The organism is Streptomyces sp. ATexAB-D23 (genome assembly GCF_000373645.1).
GTDB classification, from domain to species: domain Bacteria; phylum Actinomycetota; class Actinomycetes; order Streptomycetales; family Streptomycetaceae; genus Streptomyces; species Streptomyces castrisilvae.
Genome location: NZ_KB892011.1, coordinates 93,565 through 110,155, shown reverse-complemented (window position 1 = coordinate 110,155; position 16,591 = coordinate 93,565). Strand labels below are relative to the sequence as shown.

Below are 16,591 nucleotides of genomic sequence, written 5' to 3'. Positions count from 1 at the left end.
CGCCGCCGCCCGCCCTCCCCGTCGTCCGGTCAGCGGCCGCACCCGCGCCGGGTGCGGCAGTGCGCCTGGGCGCGGACCCGGTGGCCGCCGGCGCCCAGGAAGCCCAGGCCGATGCCGAACATCCAGGAGTCCTTGGCCAGCGGGACACCGTTCTGGCTCGGCCGCAGGCTGCCCGGCTCACGCATCCCGGGGGTGCGCAGATAGAGGCCGAGCAGGCCGCCGGAGAACCCGGTGAGGACGAGGCCGGCGAGCCTGGTCGGTACGAACGGGGCCAGCAGGGTGCCGCCGACCGCGATCTCGGACCAGGCGAGCAACCGGGTGAACCGGGCGGGTTCGAGCTTGCCGAGGAACGGATAGGCGGTGCTGGCCATACCGTGCAGTCCCTGGGCGGTCGCCTCGTCGGCCTTGAGCTTGCCGAGGCCGGAGTTGAGGATGAACGCGCCGGTGGCGAGGCGCGGCGGGATATCGCGCGGTTCGGGCAACGGCATCATGGCGTGAGCCTCCACGGTTCAGGTTGTCGGCCCCCGACCGAGCCTAGCCAGCGGGTGTGCAGGGCGCGCGCCGAGAGCGCCCGGGTGCCCTCGCGAGGTGGGCCATACTGATCACGGCGGGAACACGAGAGGGGGCTCAGTGGTCCAACAGCGAACGGAATACGACGTCGTGGTGGTCGGCGGCAGCGGGGTGGACACGATCGTCCGCGTCGACGCCCTGCCGGTGCCTCTCGCCGACTCGGTCATGGTCGGCCCGATCCGGGAGTGGCCCGGTCAGACCGGGGGCAACGTGGCGCTCGGCGCCCGCGCGCTGGGTCTTGAGGTGGCGTTCCTGGACTGCATCGGTGACGACTGGACCGGGACGCAGGTCCGCGAGCGGCTGGCCGGGGGCGGTGTGGAGTTCCATCCGGTGATCTCTCCGGCGGGGACCCGTCGCGCGGTGAACCTGGTGGACGCGACGGGGCGGCGGATGTCGTTCTACGACGCCCGTGACCCGGAGGACCTGCGGATGCCCCGGGACTTCTATCTGCCCCGGCTGCGCCGGGCACGCCATGTCCATCTGTCGATCACGAACTTCACGCGGTTCCTGTTCGACGACATCGAGGAGCTGGGGGTGCCGGTCTCCACCGATCTTCACGACTGGGACGGACTGAGCGACCACCAGCGGGAGTTCGCGCTCCGGTCCGATCTGGTCTTCTTCAGCGCGGCGTCGACGGGAGAGCGTGCCCCCGCGCTGATGCGGAAGATCCTGAGCGAGGGCCGGGCCACCACGGTGGTCGCCACGGCGGGCGCGGCGGGCTCCTGCCTCCTGACCCGCGAGGGCGGCGAGGACCCGGTCCATGTCCCGGCGACCGTGCCGCCCGCGCCGGTGGTCGACAGCAACGGGGCGGGCGACGCGTTCGTCACCGGCTTCCTGTACGGCAGGCTCGACGGCCGGGAGCCCGTGGAGTGTGCCCGGCTGGGCGCGGTCGCGGGTGCCTACGCCTGTACGGCCCCCGGGTCGACGGCCATGATCGGCCGGTCGGAGCTGCTGGGCTCGTAGCCCTGCCGCTGCGGAGCACGAAGGCGCCCCGACGCCCGGAGTACCGGGTCCGTCGGGGCGCCTGTGCGTGCGGGACCGTACCGGCTACTTCAGGTAGGGACCGGCGGTCCCGATCCTGCCGGGGCCGTTCAGCACGTAGACGCGCATGTTGCCCTTGCCCGGGGCGGTGACGGTGAGCTTTCCGTCGGTGACGACGCGGGTGTCTCCGGTGACGGCGTCGGTGTAGGTGCCGTTGGGGATGCCGGTGTACGAGGCACCGCCCGTGACGGTGACGAGTGCGAAGCTGTCCGTCGACCCGCTGGTGTAGCGGCGCTTGTACGCCATCTGGCCGGTGATGCCCTCCGTGGAGTACTGGCCCATCTGCAGGGCGGGCACGGCCCGGCGGATCCGGTTGAGCCGCTGGAGGTGCTCGACCAGGGGCTGGGACAGGGTGGTGGCGACCTCACCGGAGGCGGAGTCAACCTGTGAGAACTCCGAGGCGGTGACGTTGCCTTCGAGGTGGTCGCCGTAGTAGGCGCGGCCGGTGGTGGCCAGCGGGCAGCTGGGGCCGCAGTCGATCTGCTTGCCGGCCTGGAATTCGATCTCCGATCCGTAGTAGAGGGTCGGGATGCCGCGGAACGTCCACATCAGGGACATGTTCTCGGCCCAGGCGTCGGTGCCGCCCGCGTAGCGCTCGCTGCTCTTGTTGGGCCCGTAGTCGTGGCTGTCGACGTAGACGACGTTGTAAGTGGCGTCGTTGGTCGAGTCGTCGGAGTCCTTGCCGTTGTTGAACGCGTTGGTGGCGTCACCGAAGTTCATGTGCATGCGCATGTCGATGATGTTCATCCCGGAGAACTCGCTGTGGTCCGGGGTGTGGTAGTCGTTGCCGTCCAGGAAGGCGTTGGTGGAGGTCGGCTGGGAGCCGGTGCCGAGCTGCTCCTCGTAGTCGTACATCTCCAGCGCGGCCTCGGCGTCGTCGGCGGCGTACTCCTTGCGTTCCTTCCAGGTGAAGAACTGGGCGGAGTGGTTGACCGATCCGCGGTTCCACTTGTCGTTGACGAAGGCACCGACCTCACCGAAGACGAGGAAGTTCTTCGCGGCCTCGGCGCCGAACTGCTGGGTGACCCGTTCCTGGATCGCGGGCAGGAAGCGGCGGTTCCAGGTGGTGCGCGGGATGTGGACCGCGGTGTCGACGCGGAAGCCGTCCACGCCCATGTCGATGTACTTGTTGTAGGCGCCGATCAGGTAGTTCTGCACCGGGGCCGATTCGGTGTTGAAGTCGGCCAGGTCCTCGTGCAGCCAGCAGGAACGGGAGTCCTCGCCCTCCCAGTTGCCCAGCCAGCAGGTGTGGTAGTACTCCTTCGGGAACATTCCGGATGTCGGGTTGGGCCACTGGCAGTTGTAGATCTTGTAGCCCTCGACGGAGGTCCCTCCGGTGGGCTTGCCCCAGTTGAGGCAGGTGTTGCCCGCGGGTTCGGCCGTGGACCACAGGTCGCCGTTGTAGTACGACTTTCCGCTCTTGGGGTCGACGGTCAGGCCGTCGTACTCGAAGCCCTCGTTCTTCTCGTCGTAGTACCAGCTCCACTGCTCGTCCCGGACGCCGTAGACCGTCGGGGTGTACAGGCCCTTGGCACCCCAGCGCGAGGAGTGGTTGTAGACGACGTCCTGGTAGATCTTGATGCGCTTGGCGTGGGCGGCGTTGATCAGGTCCTGGTAGGAGGCTCCGGCGGACTCCAGCCGGGGGTCGACCTTGTAGAAGTCGTAGCCGTGGTAGCCGTGGTAGTCGTAGTCGGACCGGTTCAGGACGACCGGGGTGATCCAGATGGCCGAGAAGCCGAGCCCCTTGATGTAGTCGAGCTTGTTGACCAGGCCCTTGAAGTCGCCGCGGAACATGGGGTCGTTGTTGGCGGCGTTGCCAGACTTCTCGTCCTGGCTGCCGCCCCGGTTGTTGCTCGCGTCCCCGTCGTCGAAGCGGGCGGTGAGGACGAAGTAGATGGGGTCCTTGCGTGGGTCGGTGCCCAGCGGCTGCCCCTGCGCGGCGGCGGGCGGCCTGACCCCGGTCGTCGCCTCTGCGGGCGCCGAGGCGGCGGAGGTGTTGCCCGCCGCGTCGGCGGCCTTGACGGTGTAGGTGTAGGTGGTGTTCTCCTCCAGGTTCGATTCGGAGAGCACCGTCGACGTCACATCGGTGACGACGCTGCCCTTGGTGCCGCCCGTGCGGGTGACCTGGTACTTCGTCACCTTGGTGTTGTCGGTGGAGGGTTCCCAGCTCAGGACGACCGCCACACCGTCCGCCTCGGCGCTCACACCGGCCGGCACGGACGGCGCCTCGGTGTCCGCGGGTTCGGCGGCGCAGGGGTCCTCGGCGTCCTTGACGACCGCCTGGTTCTTCACGGTGCTGACGCCGGCGGGGATCGCGTAGTCGCTGCCGTTGTTGTTGTCCCAGACGCCGTTGCCGTTGTTGAACGCGGCCTTCATCGAGGTCGCGGTGCCGAGGTCGACCGTCTTCTTCACCCAGCCGGTGCAGGCCGGTTCCATGCCGACGCCGGGCACGGTCGTCCAGGGCCCGCCGGCCGGCTGGTAGTGCAGATTCGTGGTCGTCCAGCCGACGGTGGTGGTGGAGTAGTACACGGACGCGGTGTTGGCGCCGTCGGTCGGGTCCGGGCTCGGATCCGGGTCGTTGCCGCTGCCGCTGTCGCACGGGTCGCTGTGGGCGACGACCCCGTCCTTGACCGTGATGTTCCCGCTGCCCAGGTCGTAGTTCCCGCCGGCGTTGTTGTCCCACACGCCCGAGCCGTTGTTGAAGGTCGCCTGGATTCCCCCGGCGCCCGAGAGCGGGACGGTCTTCTTGACCCAGTCGGTACAGGCGGCCTCCATCGCCACGCCCGGCACCGTGGTCCACGCGCCGCCGTCCGGGGCGTAATGCAGGTTGTACGCGGCCCAGTTCTTGGTCTTCGTGTAGTAGAAGACGGTCGTGGACGTGTCGGAGGCGGCTACGGGCCGCGCGTCGAGGCCGGACGCGGACGGCAGCGCCGTGAGCAGGGCGCACACTGCGGCGGCGGCCGAGGCGGACGCCAGGGTGCGTCTCAGCAGCCGGTGAGGGGTGCGTTTCATGGTGATGTCTCCAGGGAAGGGCCACGGCGGCGGCGAAGCCGTGGCGACCGAGGCACAGGAAAGGGGCGACCTGCGCCGTTCCGCCGGAAACCCTGACGCGCCTCAAGGTCCGAGCGAGGGGGATCATCCGCCTGTAAGAACAGCCGGAATATTGCTGAAATCTCTTGCGCAAGAAAGTTACCGGCACATGACAAGGCCGTAAAGAGGTGCGGCACGGCCGTCCGGCCCCGCTCCCCCGCCGGCCCGCCCCCGCTCAGAACGGCACGGTCAACTGCGCCTGCACATGGGCCCGCAGAACGTCCGCCATGTCGGTCGCCCCGCCGCTGAGGAGCCACTGGGTCTGGAGCCCGTCCATCAGCGCGATCAGCTGCTGAGCCGCCTCGCCGGGGGTGATGCCCTCACGCAGCACGCCCTTGTCCCGGGCCTCGGTGTAGGAGACGCGCGTGGTCAGGACCGAGGTGCGGTACCGCTCCACGAAGTAGGCGTGCGCCGGGTGGTCGGCGGAGGTCGCCTCGGCGGACAGGACACAGAACAGCTCCACGATGCCGCGCCGCTGGGCGTTCAGCGCCGCGAGGTCGACCAGCCGGCGCAGCCGGTCGACACCGGTGGGCCGGCCCGCCTCCAGCCACTCGCCGTCCACGGCGTCGCGGTGTTCGAGGACCGCCAGCAGCAGCGACTCCTTCGTCGGGAAGTGGTGCAGCAGTCCGGGATGCGAGATGCCGCAGCGGTTGGCGATCACCCGCAGCGAGGCGCCCCGGTATCCGGCCTCTCCGAACATCGCCATGGCCTGGTCGAGGATCTCCTCGCGTTTGGCCCGGCCCTTCGCGTAACCACGCCGCTCATCGCCGGTCACTCGGCACGCTCCCCGGTCACATCGGACTGCCCCGCTGGGTACGCTCGCATACTCACATACTTACCACCCGGTCGGGATTCAGCGTACGGTGGACCCGGAGCGCGGCCTCCGCGTACCGCCCCGACGAGAACGTCGCCGACGTCCTGAAAGGAACTCCTGTGGGCTCCTCCCTGCCCTATCTCGACCCCCGCCTGTCCGTACCGGAGCGCGTCGCCGACCTGACCGGCCGGATGACGCTGCCCGAGAAGGTCGGTCAGATGCTCCAGCTGAACGCCAAGGACGGAGTGCGGCACCTCATCGAGGACATGCACGTGGGGTCGATCCTGCACGCCTCGCCCGAACGCGTCCTGGAGGCGGCCGAGCTGACCGGGCGGACCCGGCTGGGCATCCCGCTGCTGGTGGCCGAGGACTGCATCCACGGGCACTCGTTCTGGGAGGGCGCCACCATCTACCCCACCCAGCTCGGCATGGCCGCGAGCTGGGACCCGGAGCTGCTGGAGCGCGTGGCGCGGGCGACGGCGGTGGAGGTCGCGGCGACCGGGGTCCACTGGACGTTCTCGCCGGTGCTGTGCATCACCAGGGACCTGCGCTGGGGACGGGTGAGCGAGACGTTCGGCGAGGATCCGTTCCTCATCGGCGAGCTGGCGTCGGCGATGGTGCGCGGTTACCAGGGCGAGGGGCTGGACGACCCGACGGCGGTCCTCGCGTGCGCCAAGCACTTCGCGGGCTACTCGGAGACCCAGGGCGGGCGGGACGCGAGCGAGGCCGACATCTCGCGGCGCAAGCTGCGCTCGTGGTTCCTGCCGCCGTTCGAGCGGGTGGCCAAGGAGGGCTGCCGTACGTTCATGCTCGGCTACCAGTCGATGGACGGCGTCCCGGTCACGGTCAACAACTGGCTGCTGAACGAGGTGCTGCGGGGCGAGTGGGGCTACACCGGGACCCTGGTGACCGACTGGGACAACGTCGGCCGGATGGTGTGGGAGCAGAAGGTCTTCGCGGACCACGCGCAGGCGGCGGCCGCCGCGGTCCGGGCGGGCAACGACATGGTGATGACGACGCCCGACTTCTTCGCGGGCGCGCAGGAGGCGGTCGCGGCGGGACGGCTCGACGAGGCGGCGATCGACGCGGCGGTCGCGCGCATCCTGACGCTCAAGTTCGAGCTGGGCCTGTTCGAGAACCCGCGTCACCCGGACCGGGCCCGGCAGGCGGCGGTCATCGGCAGTGCCGGCCACAGCGAGCTGAACCTCGAAGCGGCCCGCCGCTCGCTGGTGCTGCTGGCCAACGACGGCACCCTGCCGCTGGACGGCGGCTATGAGGCGGGCGCGGACGGGCGCGCGGTCGCGGGGGCCGGCACGGCACCGCGTACGGTCGCCGTGATCGGGCCCAACGCCGACGACGCGCAGACCCAGCTCGGGGACTGGGCGGGATCGTCGGGGCAGGCGGACTGGCTGCCGGAGGGCCATCCGCGCGCCATGATCCGTACCGTGCTCGACGGCTTCCGGGAGCATGTGCCCGCCGGCTGGTCGGTCACCCACGCGCGCGGGGCCGACATCCTGACGGTGGGCCCGGACCCGGAGGGCGCCTTCTTCCCGGACGGGCAGCCCCGGCCCGAGATCGTGGTCCCCGCGGAGCCGTCCGAGGCGCTGATCGCCGAGGCGGTCGCCGCCGCCGAGGCCGCCGACCACGTCGTCGCCGTGGTCGGCGACCGCATCGAGCTGGTCGGTGAGGGGCGGTCGACGGCGACCCTGGAGCTGATCGGCGGGCAGATCGCGCTGCTGGACGCGCTCGCCGGGACGGGCACACCGTTCACCGTGGTGGTCATCAGCTCGAAACCGCTCGTGCTGCCGCCGTCCGCGTACCGCGCGGCGGCCATCGTGCACGCCTTCAACCCGGGCATGGCCGGCGGCCGGGCGGTGGCGGAGCTGGTACTCGGCCTCGTCGAGCCCTCGGGACGGCTGCCCGTGTCGTTCGCGCGTCACGCGGGGCAGCAGCCGACGTACTACAACCAGCTGCGCGGCCAGCACGGCACGCGGTACGCGGATCTGACACAGCGGCCGGCGTTCGTGTTCGGGGAGGGCCTCAGCTACACGACCGTGGCCTACTCGGACCTGGAGGTGCTGACCGATGTCCTGGGCGCGGGCGACACACTGCGGGCGCGCGTCGTCGTCAGCAATACCGGCGGGCGTCCCGCGCTGGAGACGGTGCAGGCGTATGTGAGTGACACGGTCACGTCGGTGACCTGGGCCGAGAAGGAACTCAAGGCCTACCGCCAGCTCACGCTGGCTCCCGGTGAGTCGCGCGAGGTCGTCATCGAACTGCCGGTGGCCGCGTGCAGTCTCGTCGACGCCGAGGGCCGCCGGGTGGTGGAGCCCGGCGCCTTCGAACTCCTCGTCGGTCCCTCGTCGCGCGACGACGATCTGCTGCGGGCGGGTTTCACCGTCAAGGGCTGACGCCGGGGGCGGGCGGCCGGGTGCTCACGGGCCCGGCCGCCCGCTGCCGCGCAGCCGCTCCAGGTCCGAGGGGCGCACCTGGATGACGAACAGCGCGATGAGCGCGGCGACGAGGGCGAAGGCCGCGGCGGCGAGGAAGGCGGTGGAGACGCCCGAGGCCAGCACCTGGTCGCCCCAGTGGCCCGGGAGCTGTCCGGTCCTGCGGAACTGTGCCAGCTGCGCCGGTGTCGCCTCGGCCATGAACTTCGGCACCTGGTCCGTCGCCTCGTTGCGGCTGGCCGTGCCGAAGACCGTGACGAGGATGGACAGGCCGAGCGATCCGCCGACCTGCTGTGTGGTGTTGAGGATTCCGGAGGCCGCGCCCGACTCGTGGGGTGCGACGCCGGACAGCGCCATCAGCGTCAGCGACACGAACTGCAGGCCCATACCGAGGCCGAACACCAGCACCGGGCCGAGCAGACTGCCCAGGTACGAGCTGTGCACGTCGGTCTGCGTGAGCCAGCCCAGGCCCACCGCCGCGAGCACGGCCCCGGTCACCATGAAGGGCTTGGGGCCCCAGCGCGGCAGCAGCCGGGAGGTGAATCCGGCGCCGATCGCGATGATGACGCTGACCGGAAGGAAGGCGAGGCCGGTGCGCAGGGGGCTGAAGCCCAGGATGTTCTGCACGAACAGGGTCAGGAAGAAGAACATCCCGAACATCGCCGCGGCGAGGCTCAGCATCATTCCGTAGGTGCCCGCGCGGTTGCGGTCGCGGAACATCCACAGCGGTGTGATGGGCTGCCGGGACCGGCTCTCGATCGCGATGAACAGCCCGAGCAGCACCACGGCCGCGGCGAACGCGCCCAGGGTGAGGGTGTTGCTCCAGCCCTCCTCGGAGGCCCGGATGAAGCCGTAGACCAGGCACACCATGCCCAGTGTCGCCGTGAGGGCGCCGATGACGTCGAAGTGCCCCGGGTGGCGCTCGGACTCCGCGATGTAGCGGCGGGTGGCAAGCACGATCACCACACCGATGGGCACGTTGACGAAGAAGATCCACCGCCAGTCCAGCCACTCCACCAGCAGGCCGCCCGCGAGCAGCCCGATGGCGCTGCCGCCCGCGGAGACGGCCGCGAACACGCCGAACGCCCGGTTGCGGGCGGGCCCTTCGCGGAAGGTCGTCGTGATGAGGGAGAGCGCCGTGGGCGAGGCGATCGCGCCTCCGACGCCCTGGAGGGACCGGGCGGCGAGCAGCTGCCACGACTCCTGGGCGAGGCCGCCGAGCAGCGAGGCGAGGACGAAGAGGGCGACGCCGGTCATGAAGACCCTGCGCCGGCCCAGGATGTCGCCCAGTCGCCCGCCCAGCAGGAGCAGACCGCCGAACGTCAGCGTGTAGGCGTTGATCACCCAGGAGAGGTTCTCGGTGGAGAAGCCGAGGGCGGTCTGGATGTGCGGGAGGGCGATGTTCACGATGGTGATGTCGAGGACCACCATCAGCTGGCACGAGCAGATGACGAGCAGGGCGATCCCGCCGCCTCGCCCCTTCCGAGGGGTTTCGGTGGCCTTCGGGGTTGTCGCGTGGGAGCCCGTCATAGGTTCGTTCGTTCGCCGGCGCTCGTGTGCCGTCAGTGAACGCGATCGTTCACTCCATCGACGTTAGACCTGCCCGTGTGCCGTCGCGAATCGATCTCCGGGTACGGCGGACGGGCCGTCGGTGCCGGCGGTCCGGGACCGCCGGCACCGGCCGGGGCTCACTCGAAGGCGGCCGCCGCCTCCTTCAGCGCCGCCGCCACGGCCTCCGGGGAGTCGGGACCCGGCTCACCGGGGGTGTAGGTCACCGACCGCAGCCGGCCCCGGTAGCGGAAGGAGCGGTGGCGTTCGAACAGTGGCCAGGAGACGGGGGACTTGCGGTCGACGCCGACGCTGATGCCCTGGAAGGGGGCCATCCCGATGAGCTGGTGGACGCTCGGCGGGGTTGCCCGCTCCTCGCCGTCGACACCGACCGCGAAGCTCCAGCGCAGCCCCGTCCGCGCCGTTGCCGCGAGGACGACGAGGTGCTCACCGGGCGCCAGGGGCCCGGCGTCGCTCTCGTGGAGCACGCCGTACTCGTTGTACGCGAAGTGCAGGCGGCCGTCCTCGACGTACAGGCTGTAGCCGCCGCCCTGGTCGCCGTGCGAGACGAGCACCCCCTCCCCCGTCTCCTCGATCGCGACGGCGATCTCGAAGGAGCGCAGGGCGACCAGCCGCGAGGAGCGGTAGCGCTCCAGCTCCGGGGTGCCGGGCAGCAGGGTCAGCGGGCGTGTGAGGCGCTGCTCGGCAGGGTTGCGCCGGGCGAGTGCCCCGCTGCCGTCGGGGAGCGGGAAGACGCCGTTGCGCCAGGCGGCCTGCTCCCAGGCGGCGGAGAGTTCCTTGACGAGGCCGGGCTGCTGGGCTGCCAGGTCGTGGATCTCGGTGGGGTCGGTCCTGATGTCGTAGAGCGCCCACTCGGAGTCGTCGTAGGGCGCGCCGGGCCGGTGAAGGGTGACGAGTTTGCGGCCGTCCCGGTAGTAGCTGCGGTTGCCGGTCATCTCGCAGTACTGCTCGGGGTGGGTGGAGGCGTGTTCCGGGTCGGCGAGCACGGGCGCGAGGCTGGCGCCGTCCGGCTCCTGGAGTGTGACGCCGCGCCGCTGTTCCGGGCGCTCCAGGCCGGCCAGCTCCAGCAGGGTCGGCGCGATGTCGGTGACGTACTGGTACTGCGGGCGCAGCCCGGGGGCGAGCCGGCCCTCGCGGGTGCCCCTCGGCCACGACAGTACGAAGGGCACGCGGACGCCGCCCGCGTAGGTGTGGCCCTTGTAGAGGCGGAAGGGCGTGTTGGAGGCCATGCCCCAGCCGCGCGGGTAGTGCACCAGGCTGCGCGGCCCGCCGATGAGTCCGGGGTCGCGGTCGACGTCGGGGGTCCAGTCGCCGGGCAGGGCGGGGTGGTGGACGAAGCGGCTGAAGTAGGAGCGGGTGCCTTCCGCGCCGCCCTCGCCGGTGCCTCCGTTGTCGGAGGTGAAGACGATGATGGTGTTGTCGAGTTCGCCGAGGGCGTCGAGGGTGGCGGTGAGCCGGCCGAGGTTCTGGTCGATGTTGTCGACCAGGGCCGCGTACACCTCCATGTAGCGGGCGTACAGCCGCTGTTGCTCCTCGGTGAGGCTGTCCCAGGCGGGCACGTCGAGCCCGGCCTCGCTGTTGCGTTCGGGCAGTTCGGTACCGGGCGGGAAGAGGCCGTCGGCGAGCTGGGCGGCGAAGCGGCGCTCGCGCAGCACGTCCCAGCCCTCGTCGTAGCGTCCGCGGTGGCGGGCTATGTCCTCGTCCTTGGCCTGGAGGGGGCCGTGGACGGCGTTGTGCGCGAGGTAGAGGAAGAAGGGCTTGTCCGGGTCGTGGGCGCGCAGCGACTTCACCATGGAGATGGCCTGGTCGGTGATGTCGTCGGTGTAGTAGTAGTCGTCGGGGAACTCGTCGATGTCCAGCGGGCTGTTGTCGCGGACGAGCTGGTGCGGGTGGAAGAGGCTGGTCAGTCCCTCCAGGACGCCGTAGTACTGGTCGAATCCCTTACGCAGCGGCCAGTTGTCGCGGTCGTCGGCGGCGTTGGAGGCGGAGTCGCGGACCAGGTGCCATTTGCCGACGGCGTAGGTGGCGTAGCCGGTGTCGTGGAGGAGTTCGGCGAGGGTGGGGATGTCGTCGGCGATCTCCATTCCGTAGCCGGGGAAGCCGGGGTCGGAGTTGGCGACCATGGCGTAGCCGACGCGGTGCGGATTGAGGCCGGTGAGGAGGGCCGCGCGGGCCGGGGAGCACAGCGGCATGGTGTGGTAGTTGCTCAGGCGTACGCCGTCCTCGGCCAGGGCGTCCAGGGTGGGCGTCTCGATCTCGGAGCCGAAGGGGCCGATGTCGCTGTAGCCCATGTCGTCGATGAGGACGACGACGATGTTGGGGGCCTTCTCGCCCGGGGTGCGGGCGGCCGGCCAGGCCGGTTCGGAGGCGGCGAAGGTGCGGCCGATGCGGCCGGGGAAGCCGTCGTAGGGGTCGCGGCGGGTGCTGGTGGTCATCGGCGGGAGGCTCCGTCGTGGGTCGGGGCGGGCGGGGGAAGGCGCGGGGTGAGGTCGCGGGCGCAGCGGAAGCCGCCGTGGCCGGTGGAGGAGTCGGGGGTGTTGTGGGAGCGTGCGGCGACGCGGTAGCGGTTGCAGTACGAGGCGTGGCACAGGTAGGAGCCGCCGCGGATGACGCGTTCGCCGGGTCCGAAGGCGTCGGCGCACCACTCCCAGACGTTGCCCGAGGTGTTGTGGAGGCCGTGGCCGTTGGGGGCGTACGCGGTGACGGGCACCGTGCCGGTACGGCCGCCGGGCCGCTCGGAGCGGTGCGGGAAGGCGCCGCGCCAGATGTTGCACATCTCGCGTCCGCCGGGGGTGAGTTCGTCGCCCCACGGGTAGCGGGCGCCGTCGAGTCCGCCGCGGGCGGCGTACTCCCACTCGGCCTCGGTGGGCAGGCGCAGCCCTGCCCAGTCGCAGTAGGCGCGGGCGTCGTCGTGGGAGATGTGGACGACGGGGTGGTCGGCCCGGCCGAGGAGCCGGGCCCGCCGGGGGCGCTCCAGTTGGCGCCCTCGACGCCGAGCCACCAGGGCGCGCCGGGCACCTGCCCGATGACGTGGCGCGTGGCGGCCGGGGCGAGGAGCAGGTGGAACACGTAGGAGCTGCCGTACCGTTCGGCGTCGGTGCGGTAGCCGGTGGCGTCGGCGAAGCGGGCCCAGTCGGCGTTGCTGACGGCGGCGGTGTCGATGGCGAAGGGGGCCACGGTCACCTCGCGCACCGGGCCCTCGCGGTCGGCGGGGTAGCCCTCGCCGAAGGCGTCGCCCATCCGGAAGACCCCGCCGGGCAGTTCGGCCATCCGCCGGTGGGCCACGGCCGGCGGCGGGGCGGTCCGGCGCACCGACGGCAGGGGCAGTACGCCGGCGCACGGGCGGCCCGGTGTGCAGCACGCGTTCATGCGAGGGCTCCCGTCTTCTCGGCGTGCTCGGCACGGGGGGCCGGGGGTACGGGTTCGGGCGCCGCCGCGAGCAGGGCGCGGGTGTACGGGTCACGGGGGTGCTCGCAGACCTCGTCGGCGCTGCCGGTCTCCACGACGCGGCCCCGGTGCATGACGGCGATGCGGTGGCTGACCTGCCGGACGACCGCGAGGTCGTGGGCGATGAAGACGAGGGACAGGCCCAGGTCGCGCTGGAGGTCGGTGAGCAGGCCGACGATCTGTGCCTGCACGGAGACGTCGAGCGCGGAGACGGGTTCGTCGCAGATGAGGACGGAGGGTTCGGGGGCGAGGGCGCGGGCGATGCCGATGCGCTGGCGCTGACCGCCGGAGAAGGAGCGGGGGTGCCGGGCGGCGACGGCGGGGTCGAGGCCGGCCAGTTCGAGGAGTTCCGCGACGCGCGCCCGGCGGGAGTCCCGGTCCCCGAGGCCGAAGGCGATCAGGGGTTCGGCGACGATCTCGCCCACCGTCAGGCGGGGGTTGAGCGAGGCGTAGGGGTCCTGGAACACCATCTGGATCTGCCGGCGCACCGTGTGCAGCGCCCGCCGGGAGGGCCGGGTGATGTCCTCGCCGCGCAGTCGCAGGGTGCCGCCGTCCGCGCTGTGGGCGTGGGCCAGCACCCGGGCCAGGGTCGACTTGCCGGAGCCGGACTCGCCGACGATGCCCAGGGTCTCGCCCTGCGCGAGGGTCAGCGACACCCCGTCGAGTGCCGGTGCCCCGCGCCTGCGGGAGCCGCGGCCCCCGTAGGTCTTGGTCAGGCCGTCCGCCTCCAGGACGACCGCGCCGGGTACGGGGCGGTCGATGGGGGCGGGCGGGGCGGGGGCGGGCAGGGGTCCGGTGCGTCCGGCGGCGGGCAGGCAGGCCACCCGTACGTCCGCCGCCACCCGTGCGAGGGGCGGGGTGGCGGTGCGGCAGCGGTCCTCGACGAGGGTGCAGCGGTCGGCGAAGGCGCAGCCGTCACCGAGCAGGGTCAGGTCGGGCGGGCTGCCGGGGATGCCGGTGAGGCGGGTGCCGGAGGGGGTGGCGAGGCGGGGTACGGCGGCCAGGAGGCCCGCGGTGTAGGGGTGGCGGGGGCGGGTGAGCACCTCGGCGGTGGGGCCGTCCTCCACGACGGTGCCGCCGTACATGACGAGGACGCGTTCGCAGGCGCGGGCGACGACGCCCATGTTGTGCGTGATGAGGACGAGCGCGGTGCCGGTCTCGCGGTTGAGGTCGGCGAGGAGGGTGAGGATCTGGTCCTGGACGGTGGCGTCCAGTGCGGTGGTGGGTTCGTCGGCGAGGAGGATGTCGGGTTCGCCGGCGAGGGCCATGGCGATGAGGACGCGCTGACGCTGGCCGCCGGAGAACTGGTGCGGGTAGTCGCCGGCGCGGCGGTGCGGCTCGGGGATGCCGACCCGGTCCAGGAGTTCGACGGCGCGGGCGCGGCGGGCGGCCCTGTCGCGGTTGCCGTGGGCGCGGAGGACCTCCTCGATGTGGCGGCCCGCCGTGAGGACGGGGTTGAGGGCGGTCATCGGGTCCTGGAAGATCATGCCGATGCGGGCGCCGCGCACCGCCCGCAGCTCCTCGTCCCCGGCGGCGGCCAGGTCCCGGCCCGCCAGACGGACGGTGCCGGTGGTGATGCGGCCGGTGCCAGGCAGCATCCGCGTCAGGGCGAGCGCGGTGGTCGACTTGCCGGAGCCGGACTCGCCGACGACGGCCAGGGTCTCCCCCCGGCGCAGGGTGAACGAGAGGCCGCGCACGGCGCGCAGCGGCGACCCGTCGGGGGCGGTGAACTCGATGCCGAGGTCACGGACCTCCAGCAGTTCCTGGGCGGTCATCGGCGTACCTCCCGGTTGAGCGCCTCGGCGACGAGCGAGAGTCCGAGGACGAGCGCGGTCACCGTGATCAAGGGACCCGCGGCGAAGTGGGGTGACTGGGCGAGGTAGGGCATGGACTGGCTGAGGACGGCTCCCAGGGTGGGTTCCGGTGGCCGTACGCCGACGCCGAGGAAGCTCATCGCTCCCTCGATGAAGACGGCGACGGTCAGCGAGACGGCGATCTGCACGACGAGCGGGTCGGCCGCGTTGGGCAGAATGTGCCGGACGAGCAGCCTGGGGGCCGAACTCCCGCCGACTCGGGCGGCGGTGACGTACTCGCGTTCCCGCTGGACCAGGACCCCGCTGCGCAGCAGCCGGCCGAACACGGGGACCTCGGCGAGCGCGATGACGAGGATGACGGGGATGCGTCCCGGGCCCAGGATCGCGGTGACGGCGAGCGCCAGGATCAGGCCGGGGAAGGCGAGGAGCAGGTCGAAGACCCGCTGCACGACGACGTCGGCCACCGGGTGGGCGGCGGCGACGAGGGCGAACAGGCAGCCGAGCGCGGCCCCCGTCGGCACGGCGAGCGCGATGATGCCGAGGTCGGCGCGGATGCCGTACAGGACCCGGCTGAGCAGGTCCCGGCCGAGGTCGTCGGTGCCCAGTGGGTGCCCGGGGGTGCCGAGGGCGGCGAGGCTCTGGCCGCTCTGGTCGGTGGGCCCGTGTCCGGCGATGAGCGGGGCGAGCAGCCCGGCGAGGACCACCGCGCCGACGAGGACCAGGCCGGTGCGGGCGCGGGCGGTGGACAGGGCGCTGCGGTAGGGGTGGCGGTTGCGGGCCGGGCGGCGTGCCTTGCGGGCGGCCGGGGGCGGGGCGGCGGTGAGGAGGTCGGTCGTCGGGGTCATCAGGGTCACTCCCACCTGATCCGGGGGTCGAGCCAGGCGTGGACGAGGTCGGTGAGCAGCTGGACGAGGACGAAGACGGCGACCAGGAGCAGCAGGAGGTCCTGGACGACCGGGTAGTCGCGGCGCTGGAGTCCCTGCTCGGCGAGCTGACCGAGGCCGGGCCAGGCGAAGATCGCCTCGACGAGTACGGCTCCGCCGAGCAGGTTGCCCACCTGCATGCCGAGCAGGGTGACGACGGGCGGGAGGGCGTTGGGCAGGGTGTGGCGCCACAGCAGCCGGCGCGGGGCGATTCCGGCGGCGGTGGCGGTGCGGATGTAGTCCTCGGCGAGGCCGCGTTCGATGCCGTCCTTGAGGTAGCGGCCCAGTACGGCGGCGCTGGGCAGCGCCAGGCAGAGCGCGGGCAGCACCAGGTACTGGACGGCGAGGTCGGGGGCGGTCAGGAAGGCGACCCGGCCGCCCGGCGGGAGCACCGGGAGGGCGACGGCGAAGAGCAGGACGAGCAGGACCCCGCTGACGAAGGGCGGTACGGCCAGGGCGGCGGTGGTGATCACGCGGACGGCGGCCGTCAGCCAGCGGCTGCGCGAGGTGGCCCCCAGCACACCGAACGCCGTGCCGAGCACGATCACGAACACGAGGGCGGCCACGGTCAGTTCGGTGGTGGCGCCGAGGCAGTCGCCGATGAGGTCGGCGGTCTGTCCGCCGATGGCGTACGAGGGTCCGAGGTCGCCCGTCAGGAGCGAGCCGATCCAGTGGGCGTACTGGGTGAGCAGGGGTGCGTCGAGGCCGAGCCGGTCACGGATCGCGGCGACGGTCGCCGCGTCCGCGTCGGGCCCGGCGAGTGTCGTGGCGGGGTCGCCGGGGACCAGCCGGAGGATGGTGAAGATCAGGAAGGAGGCGGCGAGCAGGACGAGGAGGGCGGACGGCAGCCGCCGGATCAGGTAGCTGCGCATG

The 16,591-nt window shown here is 71.9% G+C and carries 10 protein-coding genes and 1 pseudogene; 2 read left to right on the top strand and 9 right to left on the bottom strand.

Annotated features, from left to right (window positions below; all coding sequences use genetic code 11):
• Positions 1 to 29: 29 nt before the first annotated feature.
• The gene (locus B082_RS0112265) at positions 30 to 491 is read right to left on the bottom strand and encodes a hypothetical protein (RefSeq protein WP_018552092.1); all 462 of its coding nucleotides are present in this window, start codon (positions 489 to 491) and stop codon (positions 30 to 32) included.
• 169 nt (positions 492 to 660) lie between these two features.
• Between B082_RS0112265 and B082_RS0112260 the strand changes: the two genes are divergently transcribed.
• Positions 661 to 1,533, top strand: coding sequence for a PfkB family carbohydrate kinase (locus B082_RS0112260; RefSeq protein WP_018552091.1), 873 nt, complete (start codon positions 661 to 663; stop codon positions 1,531 to 1,533).
• Positions 1,534 to 1,617: 84 nt separating this feature from the next.
• On the opposite strand, the gene B082_RS0112255 is transcribed toward B082_RS0112260, so the two are convergent.
• Both B082_RS0112255 and B082_RS0112250 read right to left on the bottom strand, forming a co-directional pair.
• Positions 1,618 to 4,623 carry a carbohydrate binding domain-containing protein gene (locus B082_RS0112255; protein ID WP_018552090.1) on the bottom strand — a complete coding sequence of 1,002 codons (3,006 nt, stop codon included), beginning with the start codon at positions 4,621 to 4,623 and terminating at the stop codon, positions 1,618 to 1,620.
• A 253-nt stretch (positions 4,624 to 4,876) separates the two neighbouring features.
• Positions 4,877 to 5,476 carry a TetR/AcrR family transcriptional regulator gene (locus B082_RS0112250; protein ID WP_018552089.1) on the bottom strand — a complete coding sequence of 200 codons (600 nt, stop codon included), beginning with the start codon at positions 5,474 to 5,476 and terminating at the stop codon, positions 4,877 to 4,879.
• Between the two features lie 158 nt (positions 5,477 to 5,634).
• On the opposite strand from B082_RS0112250, the gene B082_RS0112245 reads away from it, so the two are divergent.
• A complete protein-coding gene (locus B082_RS0112245; RefSeq protein ID WP_018552088.1) occupies positions 5,635 to 7,926 on the top strand; it encodes a glycoside hydrolase family 3 N-terminal domain-containing protein in 2,292 nt (763 codons plus the stop codon).
• A gap of 24 nt (positions 7,927 to 7,950) precedes the next feature.
• Here the strand turns inward: B082_RS0112245 and B082_RS0112240 are convergent, their stop codons facing one another.
• The 6 genes and pseudogenes from B082_RS0112240 to B082_RS0112215 all read right to left on the bottom strand — a co-directional run bounded on the left by B082_RS0112240 (position 7,951) and on the right by B082_RS0112215 (position 16,590).
• Positions 7,951 to 9,495: an MFS transporter gene (locus B082_RS0112240; protein WP_018552087.1), complete on the bottom strand. Its 1,545-nt coding sequence runs from the start codon at positions 9,493 to 9,495 to the stop codon at positions 7,951 to 7,953.
• Between the two features lie 158 nt (positions 9,496 to 9,653).
• Positions 9,654 to 11,969, bottom strand: coding sequence for an arylsulfatase (locus B082_RS0112235; RefSeq protein ID WP_018552086.1), 2,316 nt, complete (start codon positions 11,967 to 11,969; stop codon positions 9,654 to 9,656).
• A pseudogene (locus B082_RS36035) lies at positions 11,966 to 12,774 on the bottom strand (formylglycine-generating enzyme family protein). The gene B082_RS0112235 and the pseudogene B082_RS36035 overlap by 4 nt, the downstream one beginning before the upstream one ends.
• A 125-nt stretch (positions 12,775 to 12,899) precedes the next feature.
• Positions 12,900 to 14,756 (bottom strand): dipeptide ABC transporter ATP-binding protein, encoded by a 1,857-nt coding sequence (locus B082_RS0112225; protein WP_018552084.1) that lies wholly within the window; start codon positions 14,754 to 14,756, stop codon positions 12,900 to 12,902.
• Positions 14,753 to 15,640: an ABC transporter permease gene (locus B082_RS0112220; RefSeq protein WP_026249705.1), complete on the bottom strand. Its 888-nt coding sequence runs from the start codon at positions 15,638 to 15,640 to the stop codon at positions 14,753 to 14,755. The genes B082_RS0112225 and B082_RS0112220 overlap by 4 nt, the downstream gene beginning before the upstream one ends.
• A gap of 5 nt (positions 15,641 to 15,645) precedes the next feature.
• Positions 15,646 to 16,590 carry an ABC transporter permease gene (locus B082_RS0112215; protein WP_018552082.1) on the bottom strand — a complete coding sequence of 315 codons (945 nt, stop codon included), beginning with the start codon at positions 16,588 to 16,590 and terminating at the stop codon, positions 15,646 to 15,648.
• Position 16,591 lies beyond the last annotated feature (1 nt).

Bases quoted from the DNA above. Each gene is read 5' to 3' on its own strand.
- B082_RS0112265 (WP_018552092.1), bottom strand. From the start codon at position 491: ATGATGCCGTTGCCCGAACCGCGCGATATCCCGCCGCGCCTCGCCACC.
- B082_RS0112255 (WP_018552090.1), bottom strand. From the start codon at position 4,623: ATGAAACGCACCCCTCACCGGCTGCTGAGACGCACCCTGGCGTCCGCC.
- B082_RS0112240 (WP_018552087.1), bottom strand. From the start codon at position 9,495: ATGACGGGCTCCCACGCGACAACCCCGAAGGCCACCGAAACCCCTCGG.
- B082_RS0112235 (WP_018552086.1), bottom strand. From the start codon at position 11,969: ATGACCACCAGCACCCGCCGCGACCCCTACGACGGCTTCCCCGGCCGC.
- B082_RS0112225 (WP_018552084.1), bottom strand. From the start codon at position 14,756: ATGACCGCCCAGGAACTGCTGGAGGTCCGTGACCTCGGCATCGAGTTC.
- B082_RS0112220 (WP_026249705.1), bottom strand. From the start codon at position 15,640: ATGACCCCGACGACCGACCTCCTCACCGCCGCCCCGCCCCCGGCCGCC.
- B082_RS0112215 (WP_018552082.1), bottom strand. From the start codon at position 16,590: ATGCGCAGCTACCTGATCCGGCGGCTGCCGTCCGCCCTCCTCGTCCTG.